The following is a 22,085-nucleotide window of genomic DNA, read 5'->3' on the forward strand; positions in this document are numbered from 1 at the left end:
TCGACAGAGCAGGATCTGCTCTATCGACCTTTCGTTATTTGCTGCCGCGCCGGCGTAGCCCGTCGAAATAGACGATGACGATAATCAGCACGCCGGTGATGACCCGCTGCCAGAAGGCGTTGACGTTGAGCAGGTTGGCACCGTTGTTGATGGTGGCCAGGATGAAGGCACCGAGCAAGGGTCCGTGCACCGAACCGACGGCGCCGAACAGCGACGTGCCGCCGATGACCGAGGAGGCGATAGCCTGCAGTTCCCAGCCTTCGGCCTGGGTCGGATTGCCGATGCCGATGCGGGAGGCGAGCAGGACGCCGACAAAGGCGGCGCACAGGCCTGACAACGTATAGGCCATGTAGATCGTGCGCTGGACGTTGACGCCGGAGAGGCGCGCTGCCTCGGCATTGGAGCCGACCGAGAACAGATAACGGCCCCAGCGTGTGTGGTGCAGGAAGACGTAGGCGGGCACGCCGACAAGGATGACCATCCAGAACAGGTTGGGAACGCCGACGAAGGAGCCGCGCGAGAATTCCTGGAAGGCGTCGTTGTTGATGGAAATCGAGTTGCCGTTGGTCATCAAAAGGCCGATGCCGCGCAGCGAGGTCAATGTGGCCAGTGTAATGATGAAGGGCGGCAGCCCCATCTTGACGATGCCGAAGCCGTGAAAGAGGCCGATGGCGACGCCGATCAGCAGAGTGATCAGGATGGCGACAAAAACCGGCAGGCCGGAATTGATCAGCATCGCCGTCGTCACGGTCGCAAAGCCGACAACTGCGCCGACGGAAAGGTCGATACCGCCGGTGATGATGACGAATGTCTGGCCGACCGCCAGAATGGCGATCATCGAGCCCTGGCGCAGCAGGTTGGAGATGTTGTTGGCTGTGGCGAAGCTGGAGGTCGAGAAGGAGAGCAGGACCCACAACAGCACCAGCAGCGCCAGCAGCGTCAGCCCGAACAGCGCATTGTAATTGCGCTTCGGTTTTTCCGCGGGGATCGCCTCGGTGCTCATGGTTGTCCTCCCGTTTTCTCCTGCTTCTCGGCCAGCGCCTGGGTCAGGATGTCTTCGTGGCTGGCGGTATGGAAACCATGCGTGGCGACCAGCTTGCCGCGCCGGAAAACATGTAGCGTATCGGCCAGTTCATAGACTTCCGGCAGATAGGACGAGATCAGGATGATGCCGGCGCCTTGCGATAAGAGCGTCGAGAACAGGCGATAGATTTCGGCCTTGGTGCCGACGTCGACGCCCACCGTCGGCTCGTCGAAGATGAACAGCTTGGCGCCATGGTTCAGCCACTTGCCGATGACGATCTTCTGCTGGTTGCCGCCGGAGAGGCTGGAGGCCAGCGCCTGTCGTCCGGCGGTCTTGATGCGCAGGCCGGCGATCTGCTGCTCGGCATGTTTCGTCTCTTCGCTGCCGGAGATCAGAGCGCTTCTGCTGATGCGCTTGTAGATCGGCAGGTTGAGGTTCAGACCCACCGGCAGGTTGAGGCAAAGGCCTTGATCGCGCCGGCTTTCAGGGGCCAGCGCCATGCCGAGCTTGATCGCGTCATGCTCGGAACGGATATGCACTTCCTTGCCATCCCACAACACCGTGCCGGAGGATCTGGCGTGGCGACCATAGAGGGTGGTGACGAATTCACTGCGGCCGGCACCTATCAGGCCGTAGAGGCCAACGATCTCGCCTTCGTGCACGGTCATCGAGACATTCTCGAAACCCTTGCCGGAAAGCTGCCTGGCTTCCAGGATCGTCTTGCCGATCGGGAACGTGTCCTTGTGGTAGATCTGTTCGATCGAGCGATTGATCATCAGTCGCACCAGTTCGGCTTCGTCGGTCTCCTTGATGTTGCGCGTGCCGACATAGGTGCCGTCGCGCAACACCGAGACACGGTCGGCCAGTTCGAACACCTCTTCCATGCGATGGCTGATGTAGATGATGGTGACGCCCTCGGCCTTGAGGCGGCGGATCAGCGCGAACAGCTGGTCGGCTTCCTTGCGGGTGAGGTAGGCGGTCGGCTCGTCGAAGATCAGGAATTTGGTGCCGCGAACGGTGGCGCGGGCTGCCGCGATCAGCTGCTGCTGGCCGATGGTAAGGTCGCCCAGCATGGCATGGGCGGGCAGGTTGAAGCCGAGATCGTTGATGATCTTCTGCGCGTCACGCACCATGGCGCGCTGCTGCAGGAGACCGTAGCGGACGTTTTCTTCGCCGAGGAACATGTTGGCGGCTACGGTAAGGTGTCGGCACAACACCACTTCCTGGTGGACGGCATTGATGCCGAGCGCCATCGCTTCATGCGGGGTGGCAAGCGCGACCGAATTGCCTTCCCAGATCACGTCGCCGGAGGTGCGCGGCATCACCCCAGTCAACAGCTTGATGAGCGTGGATTTGCCGGCGCCGTTCTCACCGACGATCGCGTGGATTTCGCCCGCCCTGAAGGCAAGATTCACGGGCTTCAGCGCGTGGGTGCCCGGGTATTTCTTCTCCAGGCCGCGCAGCTCCAGGATCACCTTGCCGGGTTCCAGTTCCGGGGCGGGGTGCTGATGCAATGCCGCTGATGTCATGACAATCCTCCCGATTGGCACGCTTTAGGACAGCTTGTGCAGCCTAGCGCATGAGCTCCGAGCCGGACAGGCGTCTCTGCGGCCGGACTTCCCGAAAAACTCTCGCAAGAGCGGTACCGTTTCGTTGCCGGGGTACGGCAGGCCTCGATCCCGGCGAATTCTCCAGGGCCGAGACGGCCCCGGAGACACTCCCTCAGCTGTGCTCAGTTGAGTTTCGGATTGAGGAGCGCGTCGATCTTCGGCTCCTTCATGTTCGCCTTGGTGACGAGGTTGGCGCCGGTGTCGACGAAAGTCTCGACCTTCTCACCCTTCGAGGCGGCCAGCGCGGTCTTGATGCCGTCGTAACCCATGCGATACGGATCCTGTACGACGAGGCCGGAAATGACCCCGTCATTGAGGAACTTGATGAGTTTCTCGTCACTGTCGAAACCGATCAGCCCGACCTTGCCGGAAAGGTTGTTTTCGGCAATCGCCTGGCCGACGCCCTGCGCCATGATCAGGTTGGAGGCGAAGATGCCCTTGAGATCCGGATTCGCGGTGATCAGGTCGGTTGCGATATTGAGACCAGTTGTCGCCTGACCATCGGCATATTTGTCGGCGACCACCGTCAGGCCCGGATATTTGGCCTTGACCTGTTCGAGGAAGCCCTCGCGCCGCTGTTCAAGTGAGCCGGCGCCTGGAAGCGCGGTGATGATCGCTACCTTGCCTTCGACTTTGCCGCCATTGGCGGCGCCGATTGCGGCGGCCAGACCATCGGCCGCAACCTGGCCGCCGACCTTGTTGTCGGTGGTCAGGAAGGACGTGAAGGCCTTGGAATCGGCCGAAGAGTCGATGCCGATGATCTTCACTTTCTTGGCGGCTTCGTCGATCGGTTTACCGAGAGCCTTGGCTTCGGTCGGCGCGATCACGACAGCGGCCGGATTGCCGGCCACCGCGTTTTCCAGAATCGAGATCTGGCCATTCACGTCGGTCTCTGCCTGCGCGCCGAGTTCCGGCACGTTGACGCCGAGGTCCTTGCCGGCCTTGCGGGCGCCGGCGAGAACGATCTGCCAGTAGAAGGAGGTGGTGTCCTTCACGATGATCGGAATGGTGGTGTCGGCAGCAACGGCCGGCCCCGTCTGAAATGCACCGGCCAGCATCGAGGCTGCGGCGAGCGCCACGAAAGTGCGGCGGCTGAGTATGCTTTTCACGAATTTCATAGGCTTCCTCCCAAAGTCGCCCGGTCGATTACGCGAAGTCCCTTCTGGATAGGCGAAGTCCAATCAGGACTTTATTGATAAAAAACAGCATTTCGATTTTTAGTGGATCGCGGCAGGGCTTGCAAGTGTGACGCTCCCCTATGGTCCTCACGACCCTCTTTACCCTTTTTCTGACATGAAGCATCAATTCCAAAATAAGGTCAATGCGGAATAATCATTCCATATTGCGTCATCACGTATCTTCCGTGGTCAATCCTGCTCCGAGCGGACCACGCCTTTCTTGAGCAGAATGTTGGCATAGGCAGCGCGCTCGCCGGAAGCGACGATGTAGGCGGCCTTGGCCGCGCGTTCATAGAAGGCGAACCGTTCCAGAGGAGCAATCACAAAGGGGCCGGCCAGTCGATCGACGATCGACTGGTAGGAGCGGCAGATTTCGGGGAGGCGGTCCGGGTTTTCGACGACCGCCATGCGGAAGGCCGCGGCAGGCGCATAGGTATCGAGCGGCATATGGGTGAGGATCGCTTCGAGCAATGCCTCGCCGCCCAGCCCATCGGCGCGCACGACCTTGGGCCCCTGCGTACTTGCCGGAAAATTGCCGTCTGCGATGACGATCTCGTCGCCATGGCCCATGCTGCGCAGTGCATGCAGAAGGTCGGGGCCGAGAAGAGGATGAATGCCGCGCAGCATCAGGCGATGTCCTTCTGAGAGCGTTTCCGGTTTTTTCGGAAACGCGGAAACACTCTAACTCTTGGTTTTTATGCAATTCCGGATCGAAAACCGTTCCGCACTTTTCCCGGAATTGCTCCAGGTTTGTCTGCAATTGTCTGGTCGCGACGCGCGAGCGGGTTCATTCGCGCACGGCTCCGGTCAATCGCGGCTGCACGGTCGTATAGGGGCGGTACTTCTCGAAGTCCTGTGCGGGAACCTCGATCTTGAGCAGGTCGACGTTGCGCGTCAGGCTGGAGGCCTTGGCAGTGCCGATCAGCACTGTCGAAACCGCTTTATCATGCAGCGGGAATTGCAGCGCAGCCGCTGCCAGCGGATATCCGGCCGCTTCGGCGATCGTTTCCATGGCCGAAACCTTGGACAGGATCTCGGGCGAGGCCGGGCCATAGTCGAAATGCGAGCCGGGCTTTGCGCCTGTCGCCAGAATGCCGGAGTTGAAGACGCCGCCGATGACCAGCGTGGTGCCGCTTTGATGGCAGAGCGGCAGCAATTCCGCCTCGGCGGAGCGGTCAAGCAGCGAATAGCGGCCGGCGAGCAGGATACAGTCCAGCGGGGCGCGGCGCATCACCTCCACGCAGATCTCCACCTCGTTGACGCCGAGGCCGTAAGCGGAAATGACGCCACCGGACTTCAACTCCTCCAGTGCCTTGATGCCGCCGCCCAGCAACTGGCCGAGATGCACCTTGGTAAGCTCGACGCCGTGCGTGTAGACGCCGATGTCGTGCACATAGAGGATGTCGATGCGGTTGAGGCCGAGGCGCGCATAGCTGAACTCGACCGAGCGCATGATGCCGTCATAGCTGTAGTCATATTCCAGCTTGAACGGCAGCGGGTTGAAGAAACCGAGATTGGGAACTTCGTGTTCCGGCGCGGGCTTCAAGAGACGGCCGACCTTGGTGGAAAGCGCATAGCTGTCGCGCGGCTTGTCACGCAGGAAATCACCGAAGCGGCGTTCGGAAAGCCCAAAACCATAGTGGGGCGCCGTGTCGAAATAGCGGATGCCGGAATTCCAGGCCGCATCAAGAACCGCCTCGGCGTCTTTGTTCGGCACCGCCTGGTAGAGATTGCCCAGCGAAGCGCCGCCGAAACTGATCTCGGTGACATCGAGCGCGGTTTTGCCGATGCGGCGCGTCTTCATGCATACACTCCCAATTTGCGGAAACGCTCCGGCCAAAGCTACAGCGTTGCGCCGAGATGCCAAGGCACGAACTCGTTGTCGCCGTAGCCGAACAACTCGCTCTTGGTCTTCTTGCCCGATGCGGTCTCGATGATCAGTTCGAAGATGTCGCGCCCCATCTCCGCGATTGTCCTGTCGCCGGAGGCGATGACCCCGCAGTTGACGTCCATGTCCTCTTCCATGGCTTCAAAGAGCGTGGTGTTGGTGGCCACCTTGATCGACGGGGTCGGGTGGCTGCCGAAGCAGGAGCCGCGCCCGGTTGTGAAGACGATGACGTTGGCGCCACCTGCCACCTGGCCGGTGGCGGAGACGGGATCGTAGCCGGGCGTGTCCATGAAGACGAGGCCACGGCCGGTCACCTTCTCGGCATAGGCGAAGACCCCGTTCAGTGGCGTCTGGCCACCCTTGGCGACGGCACCGAGCGATTTTTCGAGAATGGTGGTCAGCCCGCCGCGTTTGTTGCCGGGCGAGGGGTTGTTGTCGATGGACGCGCCGTGCATGGCGGTATGGTTCTCCCACCATTTGATCAGGCGATCGAGTTTGTCGGCGATCTCCGGCGTGGCGGCGCGATAGGCGAGCAGGTGTTCGGCACCGTAGATTTCGGTGGTCTCCGAAAGGATGCCGATGCCGCCGACGCCGGCGAGCAGGTCGACTGCCGCGCCGAGGGCCGGGTTGGCGGTGATGCCGGACATTCCGTCTGAACCTCCGCACTGCAGGCCGACCACGATCTCCGAGACCGGGATAGGTTCACGCTCCAGCCTGCCGACTTCCTCGGCTATTTCGGCCAGCACGCCCATCGCCATCTCGACCGATCTGCGCGAGCCCCCTGCGTCCTGGATATTGAAATGCCGCTTGCCGGCAGCGACGCCCTTCTGGCCATAGAGGGTGAGCTGGTTGACCTCGCATCCCAGCCCCACCATCAGCACGCCGCCGAAATTGGGATGGCGCGCGTAGCCGGCCAGCGTGCGGTGCAGAACCATCATGCCGTCGCCGGTGGCACTCATGCCGCAGCCCTGTCCGTGTACGATCGGCACGAAACCATCGATGCCCGGATAGAGCGGCAGCAGGCGGCGGTTGGCTTCGTCGGCTATGGCGTGGCAGACGGTGGCCGAACAGTTCACACTGGCGACGATGCCGACAAAATTGCGGGTACCGGCGCGTCCGTCAGCACGGCGATAACCCATGAAAGTGCGGACCTTGTCGGTCTCGGAGGCTTCCAGGGGGGCCGATGGCGGCACCACCGGCATGCGTCCGGATTCGAAGACCAGATTGTGCGAATGAACATGCTCGCCCGCAGCAATATCCTGCGTGGCGCGGCCGATCGCCTGTGCGTATTTCACGACCGCCGAGCCTGCCGGGATCGACCTGATCGCTACCTTGTGGCCGGATTCGATCGCATCGGCTGTTGTCGCTCCACCCGGCAATGTCGTGCCTTTCTCAAGTCGGCCATTGGCGACAACGACATTGTCGGAGGGCGAAAGCACGATCGAATTGGCGGCGGTCACGACGATGGTTCCTGGGATTATCCTGGGTGAATGCCGGATTGACACCGGCAATCCTGCAGCTAATGTCTTTTATCGTAAAAAAACATTTGGGCGTCAATTGGCATTTTCGGTTAGAGCGCTCTCCGGGAACGGTGCGCGGGCCAAGAGAACAGGATGTCGAAGAACAACAACGTCTACAAGGATGCCTACAATCGCTGCCTGCGGCTGCTGGAGGAAAACAGCAACCTGCCTTCCGAGCCCGAACTGGGAGCGACATTGGGCGTGAGCCGCACCACAGTGCGCGGCATTCTGGCCCGGATGGCTGACAACGGGCTGATCACCTGGGACAAGCGCGAGAAGACGGTGCTGCGTGCGCCGACGGAAGAGGATTTCTTCCCGGAGGAAGAGACCGACTCGCTGTCACAGATCATCGAACGCTCCTTCATGCGGCGGCTGTTGGCCGAAGGAGCTGAAGCCGGCATGCAGATCAACGAACTGGAACTGGCACGCGACATCGGCGTCGGCACCACCAGCGTGCGCGAGTTCCTCATCCGCTTCAGTCGCTTCGGCCTGATCGAAAAGCGCCGCAACAGCCATTGGGTTCTCAAAGGTTTCACCCGTGCCTTTGCGCTGGAACTGGCTGATATCCGCGAGATGTTCGAACTGCGCTCGGCAGCGGCCTTTGTCGCCTTGCCGAGTGACAATCCGGTCTGGGCCGATCTCGACCGCCTGGAGGCCGAACATCGTGCTTTGGCGCGCGATATCGCCAATCGCTATCCCGAATTCTCGGAACTGGACGAGCGCTTCCATCGGCTGATCCACAGCGCCTCGCACAACCGCTTCATCGTCGATTTCTACGATGTCATCTCCATGATCTTCCACTATCACTATCAGTGGAACAAGGCGGGCCAACGTAGCCGCAATGAAACGGCAGTGGCCGAACATCTTGCCTATATCGCGGCACTCAAGACGCGCGATGCGGCCAAGGTGGAAGACGCTTGCCGCAGGCATCTGACCTCGGCCCGGCAGACCTTGCTCGATTCGACGCCCGAAGGCAGGCAGACCGTTCCGGCGAAACGGACCAGGACGCTCTGACATGTCGGGCTTGTTGCCGCAGCGCTGATTTGGCGGTTTGCCGGTCTTCAGGCTCGTGATAGGTCTTTGTCGATTGCAAGGGAGTGACGCCGTGATCGCCGGGCGCAGGAGATGGAGCATGCCGACGGCCCTTGCCGTTGCGTGGCTGCTCGTCCTGCAATCCGTGCTTGGTGCCTTCGCTGCCGGCGCTGGTCCCAATCCCGCGCAACTCGACGCCTTCGGCAACGTCATCTGTACACATGACGGCGCCGCGCAGCTGCCGCCGGGCGAGCAGCCGCAACAGCACCAGCAATCGTGCTGCGTACTGGGCTGCAATATGTACGCGTCGGCCTTCGGCGCCCCGCCGGAAGCCTCTCCCCTGCTGGATGGCCTGGCCTTTGTCGCCAGCCTCCGCGTCGCATTCCCTGCCAACAATGTCATCGGTTTCAGCCATGACTGGTCGCCGGGCAATCCGCGTGCGCCGCCGGCGTCGGCCTGATCTTTGTTCGTTGCGCCAGGCCTTTGGCCGCGCCACGATTCCTCTCTTGTTTTTTTACTTACGCGTCCGGCAACGGCGCGTCTGCCATGGAGCAACCCCATGCCTGTTTTCAACAGCACTCGTTCGCCTGCATTTTCCCTGAGAAACTTGATTCCTGCCCGGCTTGGCCTTGTGTCGGCTGCCCTGGCGGTTTTGCTTGCCGGCATGCCGGCCGCGTTTGCGCACGAATTCAAGGTCGGCAGCCTTGAGATCGATCATCCCTGGTCACGGGCGACGCCGCCCGGCGCCAAGGTTGCCGGCGGCTACCTCACCATCAAGAACAGTGGCGGCGAGGCGGATCGCCTCGTCTCGATCGCCTCGGATGTCTCGCAGAAAGCCGAGGTGCACGAGATGGCGGTCAAGGACGGCGTGATGACCATGCGCAAGGTTGACGGCGGCCTGGAAGTCCCGGCCAACGGCAAGGCGGAGCTCGCGCCGGGTGGTTACCATCTGATGTTCATCGGCCTCAATCGCCAGCCGAAACAGGGCGAGAAGTTCGCTGCGACGCTGACCTTTGAAAAGGCTGGTCCTGTCACGGTGGAGTTCGATGTCGAGGCCGTGGGTGGCGCAGCGCCCAAGGCGCATGGCGATCACGCGAACTGATTTTCATCACGAGACGATTTCAGAGGAATTCCAATGTTCAGAACCATGATCGTTGCCGGCCTTTTCATAGGCGCGGGCGCAGGGGCGGCCTTTGCCCATGTCTCTCTGGAGACCCAGGAAGCACCAGTCGATTCCACCTACAAGGCGATTTTCCGCGTTCCGCATGGCTGCGACGGCAAGGCAACTACCGCTGTGCGCGTCAAGATTCCGGAAGGTGTCATCGACGTGAAACCGATGCCGAAGGCTGGCTGGAAGCTGGAGACGGCGAAGGGCAAATATGCCAAGGCCTATTCCCTGTGGGGTGAGACCGTCAGCGAAGGCGTGACCGAGGTCAGCTGGAATGGCGGCAACCTGCCGGACGAGTTCTATGACGAGTTCGTTCTGCGGGCGCGCTTGACCGGTGATCTGCCCGCCGGCGAGACATTGCGCTTTCCTGTCGTGCAGGAATGCGAAAGTGGCGGCACGGCCCGCTGGATCGAAATTCCGGCCGCCGGTCAGGACGAGGACGCGCTCGAGCATCCGGCACCAGGTCTGAAACTCCTGCCCAAGAAGTAGTCGTCCGCGGCGCGCCTGCAATGGCGCGCCGCTCTCCCCGGTTGAGCGATCATGCGATACTTCGCTTTAGACACCTCACAAGCAGGCATTCGCCGTCTGGCTGTCGCGATTGCCGTCCTGTTTGCGCTGCTTGCCGTGTTTGGAGCAGGCCCAGCTTCCGCGCATGCCAGCCTGGTCAAGACCGAGCCGGCCGATGGAGCGATGCTGCAGCAAAGTCCGAACCGGTTTTCGCTTGCTTTCAGCGAACCGGTTTCGCCGCTGGTGCTAACCCTCGTGCGGCCGGATGGTACGCCGGAACGGCTGACGTCGTTTCGCAGCGACGGGCAGACGCTCGACATCGACAATCCGCAACCGCTCGGCAACGGTACGCATGTGCTGAGTTGGCGCGTGATTTCTGCGGACGGGCATCCGGTTGGCGGTTCGCTGCTGTTTTCCGTAGGTTCCGTCAGTGCCGCACCCGCCGCGGGCGATGCCATCGATCCCTGGCTGCATCGCGCGATCTGGGTGGCAAAGATCATACTCTATCTCGGCCTGTTCTTCGGGGTCGGCGGAGTGTTCGCGCTCGCCTGGCTGGCGGGCGAGGCGCGGGGCGGCGAGCGTTTCGTGGCAGCGATGCTCCTGGCCGGATTGATGGCCGCCCCCGTATCGCTTGGCCTGCAAGGCCTCGATGCGCTGGGCGCGCCCTTCGAACAGTTCGCGCAGGCCATTGTCTGGAAGACAGCGTTTGCCACCAGCTTTGTCTGGACCGCACTGATTGCCGCCATCGCGCTGGGGCTGGGCCTTCTGGCGCTTGCGCTGCCGCGTGCCGACACCAGGCCCTTCGCTGCCACCGCCCTGATAGCGGTCGGCGTGGCGCTCGCCGCCAGCGGCCATGCCAGTGCGGCGGTGCCGCAGTGGCTGACGCGTCCCATGGTTTTCGTCCATGGTGTGGGTATCGCCTTCTGGGCAGGTGCGCTGACGCCGCTCGCCGTGGCACTGAAGCGCCAGACGCCGGGCGCCGACATGTTCCTGCGCCGCTTCTCGTTGGCCATCTTGCCGGTGGTCACTGCTCTCGTAGTTGCCGGCATCGTGCTTACGGTGATCCAGGTGGAGACTGTTTCGGCGCTGGTCGACACCGACTACGGTCGCCTCCTGCTGGCAAAGCTCGCGCTCGTGGTCGGTCTGTTCGCGCTCGCCGCCACCAATCGTTGGGCGCTGACACGCCCGGCCGAAGCAGGGCAGTCCGCTGCACGTCATCGTCTGGTCCGCTCCATTGCGGTCGAAACCCTTATCGTCCTGGCGATCTTCGGCATTGCCGCCGGCTGGCGTTTCACGCCGCCGCCGCGCGCGCTGGCGATCGCAGCGGCCGAGCCTGTGTCGACACATATGATGACGCTTCAGGCGATGGCCGATCTCACGGTGACTCCCGGCAAAGCCGGACTCGTATCCGTCAGCATCATGTTGATGACCGGTGACTTCGGGCCGCTTGACCCCAAGGAGGTGACTTTGGTGCTCTCGAGGCCTGAAGCGGGGATCGAGCCGTTGAAGCGCATCGCGACAAAACCCGGTGACGGCACCTGGCGGGTCGACGGTCTCGTCATCCCGTTTCCCGGGCGCTGGACGGTGCGGCTCGACATCCTGGTTTCGGATTTCGAAATGGTGAAGCTGGAGGGCCCCATCGACATCCGCCCTTGACGTCATCATGGCCTAATCGATTGAAATTTCCGATGAATGGACAACTGCCGCTTGTTGACGAAGTGGGTGCCTGAGGCCAATCATGCCACCTTTGCGGCGACAGCCGCTATTCGCAGACAGGAACGACAGCATGGAAAAAGCCGAAATCGGCCTGATCGGCCTCGGTACGATGGGCTCCAACCTCGCCCTCAACATTGCCGAGAAAGGGCATCGCATCGCGGTCTACAACCGTACGCCGTCGCGAACCGACGATTTCGTTGCCAAGGCGGGCGACCTCGCTGGCCGTGTCGTGCCCTGCGAGAGCCTGGCCGATCTCGCCGCCGCCATCCGCCCGCCGCGGCCGATCATCATCATGGTGCTGGCCGGCAGCCCCGTGGATGAACAGATCGCAGCGCTGCGCGGCGAACTGGCGGCCAACGACATCATCATCGATGCCGGCAACGCCAATTTCCGCGATACGATGCGACGCTTCAAGGAACTGGAAGGCTCGGGCCTGACCTTCATCGGCATGGGCGTTTCGGGTGGCGAAGAAGGCGCGCGGCACGGTCCGTCGATCATGGTCGGTGGCAAGGAGGAATCCTGGCACCGTGTCGAAAGCGTGCTCACCGCCATTTCCGCCAAATTCAAGGGTGAACCCTGCGCGGCGTGGCTCGGTCCGGACGGGGCAGGCCATTTCGTCAAGACGATCCACAACGGTATCGAATATGCCGACATGCAGATGATCGCCGAAATCTACGGTATCCTGCGTGACGGGCTCGGCATGGCGCCAAAGGAGATCGGCGCGGTCTTCGCTGAATGGAACAAGGGCCGGTTGAATTCGTACCTGATCGAAATCACCGCCGAGGTGCTGAAGGCCGACGATGCCAGGACCGGCCAGCCGGTGGTCGACATCATCCTCGATCGCGCAGGGCAGAAGGGCACCGGAAAGTGGTCGGCGATCGAAGCGCAGCAACTCGGCATTCCCGCAACCGCCATCGAGGCGGCGGTGGCGGCGCGCGTGTTGTCGTCGCTGAGGGATGAACGGCTGGCGGCGGAGAAAATCTACGGCGGCGGGGTGGCGCAGATCACGGCGCCGCGGGAAACGCTTCTCAAGCAGTTGGAGCTGGCGCTGTTTGCCGGCAAGATCGCCGCCTACGCGCAAGGCTTCGCCGTGATGGCCGGCGCTTCGAAGGAATTCGGCTGGAACCTGCCGATGCCGACGATTGCAAAGATCTGGCGCGCCGGCTGTATCATCCGTTCACAGATGCTGGACACCATGGCCGAAGCCTTTGGATCCGGTGCTGCCTCGACCAATCTCTTGATGGCGCCCGATTTCGTGAAGCTGATGCAAGAAGCACACCCGGCGTTGCGGCGCGTCGTTGCGCTGGCCACGGAAGCTGGCGCGCCGGTGCCTGCGCTGTCGTCGGCGCTTGCCTATTTCGACAGCTATCGCCAGGGCCGCGGAACCTCCAATCTCATCCAGGCGCAACGCGATTTCTTTGGTGCGCATGGCTTCGAACGCATCGATGAAGCCGGCGCGTTCCATGGGCCTTGGGGACAGGGCTAGTCCCCGCTCCGTCCTGGCGGCAGAATGCGATAAGTTGGCTACTTCGGTGCGATCACTTCGGTTGGCACCACCAGCCGCTGCATGGGCGGCGCCGATCTGTCGTCGATGCGGCTGAGCACGGCGATTGCCAGATCGCGCCCGGCAAGTCGGAAGTCCTCCGCGACGACATGGATTTCCGGACGTACCAGCTGCAGCAGGTTGAACGGTTCCTTGGCGACCAGATCGACATCGCTTCCAAGTTTGAACCCAGCCGCCTCGATACCGGCGATGAGTGCGAAGGCCGGTCCGCCGGCGCCGCAGACGATGCCGTCCGGTCGTCCGGCCCGTCGCATCAGTTCGATGGTGTGGCGACGGATGTCGTCGATGACATTGTCACTGCTGACGGATGAGAACGGAACCTCGCTTAGCCCGTGCCTGTCGATCTCGTCGAGGAAGCCGCTGCGCATATGCTGGTGGTAGGTGAGGGCTGTCGGGGGCGCCAGCAGGGCGAGGCGCCGGCGTCCGAGCTCGGACAGCCGTCGCACGGCCAGCCGCGCGAAACTCTCATTGTCGAAGTCATGGTAAGCGTGCTCTATCCCCATTGCCGTGCGGCCATGAGCGGCAAAGGGAAAGCCACGCTCGGTCAGATAGCGCACGCGCGGGTCATCGGGTTGCGTGCGCGAGATGATGATCCCATCGGCGGAGCCGGTCTCCACCACGTAACGGATCGGCTCCATCGGGTCGTTGTTGTGGGAGTAGGGGGCGACAACCAGATGATAGGGCGTCGCTGCCAGCCGCTCTGAAATGCCGTAGATGAAATCGGACAGGAAGCCGCCGATCTGCTCCGTGGTGTTGAGCACCACCGAGATGACGTTGGTCTTGCCCGTGCGCAGGCGCACGCCGGCCCTGTTCGGCCGATAGCCGATCTGGCGCGCGACGAGCTGCACGCGCTTGCGCGTCTCGGCGCCGATCTCCGGCGCGTCCTTCAGTGCACGTGAAACGGTTGTGACGCCAAGCCCCGTCATGAAGGCAAGCGTCTTCAGCGTCGGCCTGCCGGTCTCCGCTTCGTCCTCATCCGTGTTGCGGCTCGATTTGTCCATAACCCTGCCCGCAGCGCGCATACCAGTCTGTTTCGGCGGCGACAATGCGCGAATTCGTCGGCCCGGCTTGGACAGGCTGATAGCGCAAATATACTGAAACGTTACAGATTTGCCAGTCTGACCTTGGTCGACCGCTTTCGAGTGGTCGCTGTCGTCATGCCCAATCTGCCTGGTTTGCACTGCGAACGCTTATTTTGCAGTGCAAAACGCCGGTTTTATCGATCTTGTCGCTTATTTTGTCGAGCTTCGAAAAATAGTTTGGTGCGCCGATCGATTGGGGATTGCCACAACGAAACAATTGCCGTATCCAAAATCTGTAACGTTTCAGATTTTGGGAGGAATCGGAATGCGACGCACTTTGACGGCTGCTGTGCTGGCGGCCGGGACGGCTCTCGGTTTTGCCGGCCCTACTTTCGCGACGGATCTTGAAGTCACGCATTGGTGGACGTCGGGCGGTGAAGCAGCCGCCGTTGCCGAGCTCGCCAAGGCGTTCGATGCCACCGGCAACAAATGGGTGGATGGAGCGATTGCCGGATCCGGCGGCACGGCGCGCCCGATCATGATCTCGCGCATCACCGGCGGTGATCCGATGGGCGCAACGCAGTTCAATCATGGTCGACAGGCCGAGGAACTGGTCCAGGCCGGGCTGATGCGCGATCTCACCGACATCGCCGCCAAGGGCAAGTGGACGGAAGTCGTGCGGCCGAAGGGTTTGCTCGATTCCTGCACCATCGGCGGCAAGATCTACTGCGTGCCCGTCAACATCCATTCGTGGCAATGGCTGTGGCTGTCCAATGATGCCTTCGCCAAGGCTGGCGTGGGAGTGCCGAAGACCTGGGACGAATATGTCGCGGCTGCGCCCGCGCTGGAAAAGGCCGGCATCGTACCGCTCGCCGTGGGTGGCCAGCCCTGGCAGTCAGCTGGTGCCTTCGATGTTCTTCTGCTGGCGGTTGGCGGCACGGATGCCTTCCTGAAGGTCTACAAGGACAAGGATGGCGCCTTCGCCGGCGGTCCGGAAATCGCCAAGGTGTTCAAGGCAGCCGACGACGCCCGCAAGATGTCAAAGGGCACCAATGTGCAGGACTGGAACCAGGCTACCAACATGGTCATCACCGGCAAGGCCGGTGGGCAGATCATGGGCGACTGGGCGCAGGGCGAATTCCAGGTGGCCGGCAAGGTGGCCGGCAAGGACTATACCTGTCTGCCTGGCCTCGGCATGAACAGCGCGCTCGCGACCGCCGGCGATGCCTTCTACTTCCCGCTGCTAAAGGACGCCGAGAAGGCCAAGGCGCAAGAAGTGCTCGCCGAGACGCTTCTCGATCCCAAGACGCAGGTGGCTTTCAACCTGAAGAAGGGTTCGCTGCCGGTGCGTGGCGATGTCGATCTGGCTGCTGCCAATGACTGTATGAAGAAGGGTCTCGACATCCTTGCCAAGGGCAATGTGATCCCGTGGACGGACCAGCTGCTGTCGCAGGATACGCAGAAGCAGAAGGAGGACCTGTTCTCCGAATTCTTCGCCAAGCCGGACCTGACCGTCGAGGATGCGCAGAAGCGCTTCGCCGACATCATCTCCAGCGCTGACTGATCCTGTTCACCCGACCCTCCCGGGCTCCGGCTTCGCCCTGTGCTTGGCGGGCTGGAGTTCCCGGAGGTCCAGGACCTGGGGACGGCACCTCCATGAGCACTGCGAGCAAGCGACCAAGCCGGCTGTTCCGCAACCTCAATGCCAAGATCGCCTCGGTGCCGATGATCCTCACCGCACTGGTGGTGTTCGTCGGCGGCACTCTGTGGACGGTGCTCTATTCCTTCACCAATTCGCGCCTGCTGCCGCGGCTCAAATTCGTCGGCCTTGACCAGTATGAGCGGCTGTGGGCAACGCCGCGATGGCTGGTGTCGATCGAGAACCTGGCGATCTACGGAATCCTGTCGCTGGTCTTTTCCCTGGTGATCGGTTTCGTGCTGGCGGCGCTGCTCGATCAGAAGATCCGTTTCGAGGACACGTTCCGCACCATCTTCCTCTATCCCTTCGCGTTGTCCTTCGTCGTCACCGGCGTAGTCTGGCAATGGCTGCTCAATCCGGATTTCGGCGTGCAGGCCGTGGTGCGCTCGCTCGGCTGGGAAAGCTTCGCCTTCGACCCGCTCTACACTTCGAGCATCGTCATCTACGGCGTGCTGATCGCTGCACTCTGGCAGGGCACCGGCTTCGTGATGTGCCTGATGCTGGCTGGCTTGCGCGGCATCGACGAGGATATCTGGAAGGCTGCCCGGGTTGACGGCATCCCGGCCTGGAGGACCTATCTCTTCATCGTCCTGCCGATGATGCGGCCGGTACTGGTCACCACGCTGGTCATCATCGCCGCCGGCATCGTCAAGGTCTACGACCTCGTCGTGGCGCAGACCAGCGGCGGGCCGGGCATCGCATCCGAGGTGCCGGCCAAATATGTCTACGACTACATGTTCTTCGCGCAGAATCTCGGCCAGGGTTTCGCGGCCTCGACGATGATGCTCCTGTCGGTCGCCATCGTCATCGTGCCCTGGGCCTATCTCGAATTCGGGCGGAGGCGCTGACGATGGCAATGTCACAGGCCGTCGGGGGTCCGCGTGGACCGAAGCCACGCCACGCCTTCTCGAAGCGCAACATCTTCATCTACGGCACGCTGTTCGTGGTTGCCGTCTACTATCTGCTGCCGCTCTACGTGATGGTGGTGACGTCGCTGAAGGGCATGCCGGAAATCCGGCTCGGCAACATCTTCTCGCCGCCGCTGGAAATCACTTTCGAGCCCTGGGTGAAGGCCTGGGCTACGGCTTGTACCGGGCTCAATTGCGATGGGCTTTCGCGCGGCTTCTGGAATTCGGTGCGCATCACCGTGCCTTCGGTGATCCTGTCGATCGCCATCGCGTCGGTGAATGGCTACGCGCTCGCCAACTGGCGTTTCAAGGGCTCGGAGCTGTTCTTCACCATCCTCATCGTCGGCGCCTTCATTCCTTATCAGGTGATGCTCTACCCGATCGTCATCATCCTGCGTGAAATCGGGCTTTATGGCAGCTTGAGCGGGCTGGTCATCGTGCATTCCATCTTCGGCATGCCGATCCTGACGCTGCTGTTCCGCAACTATTTCGCATCGTTGCCCGAGGAATTGTTCAAAGCCGCGCGCGTCGACGGCGCCGGTTTCTGGAGCATCTATCTGCGCATCATGCTGCCGATGTCGGTACCGATCTTCGTCGTCGCCGTCATCCTGCAGATCACCGGCATCTGGAACGACTTCCTGTTCGGCGTCGTCTACACGCGCCCCGACACCTATCCGATGACCGTGCAGCTCAACAACATCGTCAATTCGGTGCAGGGCGTGAAGGAATACAACGTCAACATGGCCGCCACGCTGCTGACCGGCCTCGTGCCTCTCGTCGTCTACTTCATCTCCGGCAAACTGTTCGTGCGCGGCATCGCCGCCGGCGCGGTGAAAGGGTGAGCATGAACATGATCGCCAGTCCCAGCGTCTCGATCCAGGACCTGAAGCTCAATTTCGGTACCGTCTCGGTGTTGCAGTCGCTCAATCTCGATATCGCCGAAGGCGAATTCATCGTGCTGCTTGGACCGTCCGGCTGCGGCAAATCCACCTTGCTCAACTGCATTGCCGGCCTGCTCGACATTTCCGACGGCCGCATCTTCATCAAGGGCAAGAATGTCACTTGGGAAGAGCCGAAGGATCGTGGGATCGGCATGGTGTTCCAATCCTATGCGCTCTATCCGCAGATGAGCGTGGAGAAGAACCTGTCGTTCGGCCTCAAGGTTGCGGGAACGCCAAAGGACGAGATCGACAAGCGCATTTCCCGCGCGGCCGAGATCCTGCAGATCGAGCCGTTGCTGCAGCGCAAGCCGGCAGCGCTTTCCGGCGGCCAACGCCAGCGCGTGGCGATCGGCAGGGCCCTGGTGCGAGACGTCGACGTCTTCCTGTTCGACGAACCCTTGTCCAATCTGGACGCCAAGCTGCGTTCGGAACTGCGCGTCGAGATCAAGCGGCTGCATCAGCGGCTCGCCAACACCATGATCTATGTCACCCACGACCAGATCGAGGCGATGACACTGGCCGACCGCATCGCTGTCATGCGCGGCGGGGTGATCCAGCAACTGGACGCGCCGCAGGCGATCTACAACCGCCCGGTCAACCGTTTCGTCGCCGGTTTCATCGGTTCGCCCGGCATGAATTTCGTCGACGGCAGGCTGGAGGGCGGCGGCGACGGCTGGCGCTTCGGCTCCGGCGAGTTGAACATTTCGCTCTCAACCTACGCCTTCGAGCGACAACCCGTGGCGGGACCGGCGGTGTTCGGAGTGAGGCCCGAACATATCGGCCTCAATTCGGGTTCCGGCTGGCCTTTCTTGGCGAAAGCAACCGTCGATGTCGTCGAGCCGATGGGGTCCGACACGCTGGTCTGGGTGCGGCTCGGGACGCAAAGCCTGTCGGTGCGGGTGCCTTCCGAGCGTGCTCCCAGAACCGGCGGCCAGGTCGAAATCGGCTTCGATCCGTCGCGCGCCTCGCTGTTCGGCGAGGATGGCAAACGGTTGTGACAACCACCCCGACAATATCCCCCCAAGCAGATGGACAGATAGAATGGACTGGTCATTTCAACTCTACAGCGCTCGCAATTTCCTGCCCTGGGACAAGGTGCTGAAATCGCTGGGCAGCCTCGGCTATGCGCAGGTCGAGGGTTATGGCGGCGTCTACGACGATCCGAAGGCCTTTCGCGCCGAGCTCGACAAGAACAAGCTAGCCATGCCCACAGGGCATTTCTCGATCGAGGCGTTGGAAACGGACTTCGATAGCGTGCGCAGAACTGCCGATGCGCTCGGCATCGGACTTCTGATCTGCCCCTATCTGGTTGCGGAAGCGCGCCCGGCGGATGCCGCCGGCTGGCGCGGTTTCGGCGAACGGCTGGCCAAGGTCGGCGAGGCGGCAAAAAAAGCGGGTTACGGCTTTGCCTGGCACAACCACGATTTCGAGTTCAAGGCACTGCCGGACGGCTCGATCCCGCAGGAACATATCCTGTCGTCCGCGCCGGATATCGGCTGGGAAATGGATGTCGCCTGGGTCGTGCGTGGTGGCGCCGATCCACTGCCCTGGATCGAGCGTCACGGCAGCCGTATCGTTGCCGTCCATGTCAAGGATATCGCCAAGCCCGGCCAGGGGCTGGACGAAGACGGCTGGTCGGATGTCGGCCACGGCACCATCGACTGGTCAAAACTGACCAAGGTGCTGCGCGAGCGCAGCAGCGCCAGGTATTTCATCATGGAACAGGACAATCCGAACGACATCGAGCGCTTCGCGCGCCGGTCGATCGAGGCGGCCCGGACTTTTTAGGAGAACGACGATGGCAAAGAAGCTCGGGATCGGCGTCATCGGCGCCGGCAATATTTCGGCGGCGTATTTCAGGCTGGCGCCGCTGTTTCGGGGCATCGAGATGCGGGCCTGCGCCGACATCAACATGGACGCGGCGAGGGCGCGGGCGAAAGAGTTCAAGCTGCGCGCCGAAACGGTGGACGATCTGCTGAAGGCCGGTGATATCGACATCGTCGTCAACCTCACCATCCCCGCCGTCCACTACGACGTCTCGAAGCGGGTGCTCGACGCCGGCAAGCACGTCTATTCGGAAAAGCCGTTCGTGCTGTCGCTGCAGGAAGGGCTCGATCTGCGCAAACGCGCCGAGAAGAAAGGCCTGCGCATCGGTTCGGCGCCCGACACCTTCCTTGGCGGTGCGCATCAGCTGGCGCGCAGCCTCATCGACGAGGGCAAGCTCGGCGCGATCACCGGCGGTACCTGCACGGTCATGAGCCATGGCATGGAGCACTGGCATCCGAACCCGGACTTTTTCTTCCAGCCCGGAGCCGGGCCCGTGCTCGACATCGGGCCTTATTACGTCACCAACCTGATCCAGCTGGTGGGACCTGTGAAGCGGGTCGCGGCCTTTGCCTCGATCCCGGCCAGGGAACGTGTCATCTCCTCGCAGCCACGCGCTGGCGAGAAGATCCCGGTCAACACGCCCACCACCATCCACGGCCTGCTCGAATTCGCCAATGGCGCGGTGGTCACGTTGAACACCAGCTGGGACGTGTGGGCGCATGGTCATGCGCCGATGGAACTCTACGGCGAGAAGGGCACCCTCTATGTGCCGGATCCGAATTTCTTCGGTGGCGACGTTGCCTACACCAAGGAAAGCAAGCTGGCGAAGAAGCTGCCGAAATGGCCGCATCCGTTTGGCGTGCCCAACGAAAAGCACTCCCAGGGCATGATGGCCAACTATCGCACGGCCGGTCTTGCCGACATGGCGCTGGCCATCATGGAGGGGCGCCCGCACCGCTGTTCGATGGAACTGGCGCTGCATGCGGTGGAAGTGATGACCAGCCTGCTGAAATCGGCCGAAACCGGCAAGTTCGTTTCCATGCAGACAAGCTGCGAGCGACCCGCCGCGCTGGGCGTCAAGGAGGCAAAGGCGCTGCTTGCCAAGAGGTAGACATTCACGAGAGCGGTTCCGTCTTTCACGGAAACGCTCTAACTTTTTAATGCGATTCCGGACGGAAAACCGCTACGCAGTTCTCCCGAAATTGCTCTGGTGGCGTTTGTCCAAGTTGCCGATTGAATTATAGATGCGTCCTTCGAGGTTCGCCTCGAAGGACGCATTCATTTGCGGAACACCCTTTTCAAGGAAACACCATGCCTTACGCTCCCGCCGCCGACCGTTATCAGTCGATGATCTACAACCGCTGCGGCCGCTCCGGCCTGAAGCTGCCGGCCATCTCGCTCGGGCTGTGGCATAATTTCGGCGAAGACACTCCGCACCGGGTCAAACGTGCCATCTGTCACAAGGCGTTCGACCTTGGCATCACCCATTTCGATCTGGCCAACAATTACGGTCCGCCGCCCGGCTCGGCTGAGATCGCGTTCGGCGAGATCCTGCGCACCGATTTTGCCGGCTATCGCGACGAGTTGATCATTTCGAGCAAGGCCGGTTACGACATGTGGCCGGGACCGTATGGCGAATGGGGCAGCCGCAAATATCTGCTCGCCAGCCTCGACCAGAGCCTCAAGCGCATGGGGCTCGACTACGTCGACATCTTCTATTCGCACCGCTTCGATCCGGATACGCCGCTGGAAGAAACGATGGGGGCGCTGGATCACGCTGTGCGTTCCGGCAAGGCGCTCTACGCCGGCATCTCGTCCTACAATTCGCAGCGCACGCGCGAGGCGGCCGATATCCTCAAGCAGCTCGGCACGCCGTGCGTCATCCACCAGCCAAGCTATTCGATGCTGAACCGCTGGGTCGAGGATGACGGTTTGCTCGACACGCTGGACGGTCTCGGTGTCGGCTCCATCGTATTCTCGCCATTGGCGCAGGGCATGCTCACCGACAAGTATCTGAGCGGCGTGCCGGAAGGCAGTCGCGCCACGCAGGGCAAATCGCTGCGCCAATCCTTCCTCGACGAGCAGACGATCGCCAACATCCAGGCGCTCAACGGTATTGCCAGGAAGCGCGGCCAGACGCTGGCGCAGATGGCGCTGGCCTGGGTGCTGCGTGGCGGTCGAGTCACCTCGGCCCTGATCGGCGCCAGCCGGCCAGAGCAGGTCGAGGATTGCGTCGGCGCGCTCAAGAACCTCGACTTCAGTGATGCGGAGCTTGCCGAGATCGACGGCTATGCGCGCGAAGCCAATATCAATCTCTGGGCCGCCTCGGCAGAGAGAACGGGACCGACGCGCAAGTAGCGTCGGCGCCTTGCGCTGCGGCGGTCTGGAGGCTCTCCGGATCGTCACATCACAAGACAATGGCAAAACTGTCGATTCATGCTTATTTCTGAGGCAGGCGGCTTGTCGGCGTGTGGCGGGCTG

The 22,085-nt window shown here is 62.0% G+C and carries 20 protein-coding genes; 13 read left to right on the forward strand and 7 right to left on the reverse strand.

The window, feature by feature from the left end:
* Positions 1-34: 34 nt before the first annotated feature.
* The 6 genes from ACFWYE_RS20945 to ACFWYE_RS20970 all read right to left on the reverse strand — a co-directional run bounded on the left by ACFWYE_RS20945 (position 35) and on the right by ACFWYE_RS20970 (position 7,160).
* On the reverse strand, positions 35-1,003 hold the full coding sequence (locus tag ACFWYE_RS20945; protein WP_379066481.1) for an ABC transporter permease: 969 nt from the start codon (positions 1,001-1,003) through the stop codon (positions 35-37).
* Positions 1,000-2,553 (reverse strand): sugar ABC transporter ATP-binding protein, encoded by a 1,554-nt coding sequence (locus ACFWYE_RS20950; protein ID WP_379114034.1) that lies wholly within the window; start codon positions 2,551-2,553, stop codon positions 1,000-1,002. The genes ACFWYE_RS20945 and ACFWYE_RS20950 overlap by 4 nt, the downstream gene beginning before the upstream one ends.
* Positions 2,554-2,756: 203 nt before the next feature.
* Positions 2,757-3,752 (reverse strand): ABC transporter substrate-binding protein, encoded by a 996-nt coding sequence (locus ACFWYE_RS20955; RefSeq protein ID WP_379114036.1) that lies wholly within the window; start codon positions 3,750-3,752, stop codon positions 2,757-2,759.
* 249 nt (positions 3,753-4,001) lie between these two features.
* The gene (locus tag ACFWYE_RS20960; RefSeq protein ID WP_379066486.1) at positions 4,002-4,439 is read right to left on the reverse strand and encodes an RbsD/FucU family protein; all 438 of its coding nucleotides are present in this window, start codon (positions 4,437-4,439) and stop codon (positions 4,002-4,004) included.
* 160 nt (positions 4,440-4,599) lie between these two features.
* Positions 4,600-5,616 carry an aldo/keto reductase gene (locus tag ACFWYE_RS20965; protein WP_379114038.1) on the reverse strand — a complete coding sequence of 339 codons (1,017 nt, stop codon included), beginning with the start codon at positions 5,614-5,616 and terminating at the stop codon, positions 4,600-4,602.
* A gap of 38 nt (positions 5,617-5,654) precedes the next feature.
* Positions 5,655-7,160 carry a UxaA family hydrolase gene (locus tag ACFWYE_RS20970; RefSeq protein WP_379114040.1) on the reverse strand — a complete coding sequence of 502 codons (1,506 nt, stop codon included), beginning with the start codon at positions 7,158-7,160 and terminating at the stop codon, positions 5,655-5,657.
* A gap of 153 nt (positions 7,161-7,313) precedes the next feature.
* Between ACFWYE_RS20970 and ACFWYE_RS20975 the strand changes: the two genes are divergently transcribed.
* The 6 genes from ACFWYE_RS20975 (at position 7,314) to gndA (ending at position 13,129) form a co-directional block, all read left to right on the forward strand.
* Positions 7,314-8,234 carry an FCD domain-containing protein gene (locus ACFWYE_RS20975; protein WP_379114042.1) on the forward strand — a complete coding sequence of 307 codons (921 nt, stop codon included), beginning with the start codon at positions 7,314-7,316 and terminating at the stop codon, positions 8,232-8,234.
* Between the two features lie 118 nt (positions 8,235-8,352).
* Positions 8,353-8,712 (forward strand): DUF2946 family protein, encoded by a 360-nt coding sequence (locus ACFWYE_RS20980; RefSeq protein ID WP_144377155.1) that lies wholly within the window; start codon positions 8,353-8,355, stop codon positions 8,710-8,712.
* Between the two features lie 99 nt (positions 8,713-8,811).
* The gene (locus ACFWYE_RS20985; protein WP_379114044.1) at positions 8,812-9,354 is read left to right on the forward strand and encodes a copper chaperone PCu(A)C; all 543 of its coding nucleotides are present in this window, start codon (positions 8,812-8,814) and stop codon (positions 9,352-9,354) included.
* Between the two features lie 33 nt (positions 9,355-9,387).
* Positions 9,388-9,909 carry a YcnI family protein gene (locus tag ACFWYE_RS20990; protein ID WP_379114046.1) on the forward strand — a complete coding sequence of 174 codons (522 nt, stop codon included), beginning with the start codon at positions 9,388-9,390 and terminating at the stop codon, positions 9,907-9,909.
* 51 nt (positions 9,910-9,960) lie between these two features.
* A complete protein-coding gene (locus tag ACFWYE_RS20995) occupies positions 9,961-11,583 on the forward strand; it encodes a copper resistance CopC/CopD family protein (RefSeq protein WP_379114048.1) in 1,623 nt (540 codons plus the stop codon).
* A 130-nt stretch (positions 11,584-11,713) separates the two neighbouring features.
* Entirely contained in the window at positions 11,714-13,129 is a 1,416-nt protein-coding gene (gene gndA, locus ACFWYE_RS21000; RefSeq protein WP_379114050.1) for an NADP-dependent phosphogluconate dehydrogenase, read from the forward strand.
* 38 nt (positions 13,130-13,167) lie between these two features.
* Here gndA and ACFWYE_RS21005 read toward each other — a convergent pair whose 3' ends face one another.
* The gene (locus ACFWYE_RS21005) at positions 13,168-14,208 is read right to left on the reverse strand and encodes a LacI family transcriptional regulator (RefSeq protein WP_379114051.1); all 1,041 of its coding nucleotides are present in this window, start codon (positions 14,206-14,208) and stop codon (positions 13,168-13,170) included.
* Between the two features lie 346 nt (positions 14,209-14,554).
* Here ACFWYE_RS21005 and ACFWYE_RS21010 point away from each other — a divergent pair, with 346 nt between their 5' ends.
* The 7 genes from ACFWYE_RS21010 to mgrA all read left to right on the forward strand — a co-directional run bounded on the left by ACFWYE_RS21010 (position 14,555) and on the right by mgrA (position 21,962).
* Positions 14,555-15,793, forward strand: coding sequence for an ABC transporter substrate-binding protein (locus tag ACFWYE_RS21010; RefSeq protein ID WP_379114053.1), 1,239 nt, complete (start codon positions 14,555-14,557; stop codon positions 15,791-15,793).
* A 92-nt stretch (positions 15,794-15,885) separates the two neighbouring features.
* A complete protein-coding gene (locus tag ACFWYE_RS21015; RefSeq protein WP_379066506.1) occupies positions 15,886-16,776 on the forward strand; it encodes a carbohydrate ABC transporter permease in 891 nt (296 codons plus the stop codon).
* 2 nt (positions 16,777-16,778) lie between these two features.
* On the forward strand, positions 16,779-17,678 hold the full coding sequence (locus ACFWYE_RS21020; RefSeq protein WP_379114055.1) for a carbohydrate ABC transporter permease: 900 nt from the start codon (positions 16,779-16,781) through the stop codon (positions 17,676-17,678).
* A gap of 2 nt (positions 17,679-17,680) precedes the next feature.
* A complete protein-coding gene (locus tag ACFWYE_RS21025) occupies positions 17,681-18,775 on the forward strand; it encodes an ABC transporter ATP-binding protein (RefSeq protein ID WP_379114057.1) in 1,095 nt (364 codons plus the stop codon).
* Between the two features lie 43 nt (positions 18,776-18,818).
* Positions 18,819-19,565, forward strand: a complete 747-nt coding sequence (locus tag ACFWYE_RS21030) for a sugar phosphate isomerase/epimerase family protein (RefSeq protein WP_379114059.1) — start codon at positions 18,819-18,821, stop codon at positions 19,563-19,565.
* A gap of 10 nt (positions 19,566-19,575) precedes the next feature.
* Positions 19,576-20,715 (forward strand): Gfo/Idh/MocA family protein, encoded by a 1,140-nt coding sequence (locus ACFWYE_RS21035; RefSeq protein ID WP_379114061.1) that lies wholly within the window; start codon positions 19,576-19,578, stop codon positions 20,713-20,715.
* A gap of 200 nt (positions 20,716-20,915) precedes the next feature.
* Positions 20,916-21,962 (forward strand): L-glyceraldehyde 3-phosphate reductase, encoded by a 1,047-nt coding sequence (mgrA, locus tag ACFWYE_RS21040; RefSeq protein WP_379114063.1) that lies wholly within the window; start codon positions 20,916-20,918, stop codon positions 21,960-21,962.
* Positions 21,963-22,085: the final 123 nt, after the last annotated feature.

This window comes from Mesorhizobium sp. NPDC059025 (genome assembly GCF_042739655.1).
Taxonomy (GTDB): Bacteria; Pseudomonadota; Alphaproteobacteria; order Rhizobiales; family Rhizobiaceae; genus Mesorhizobium.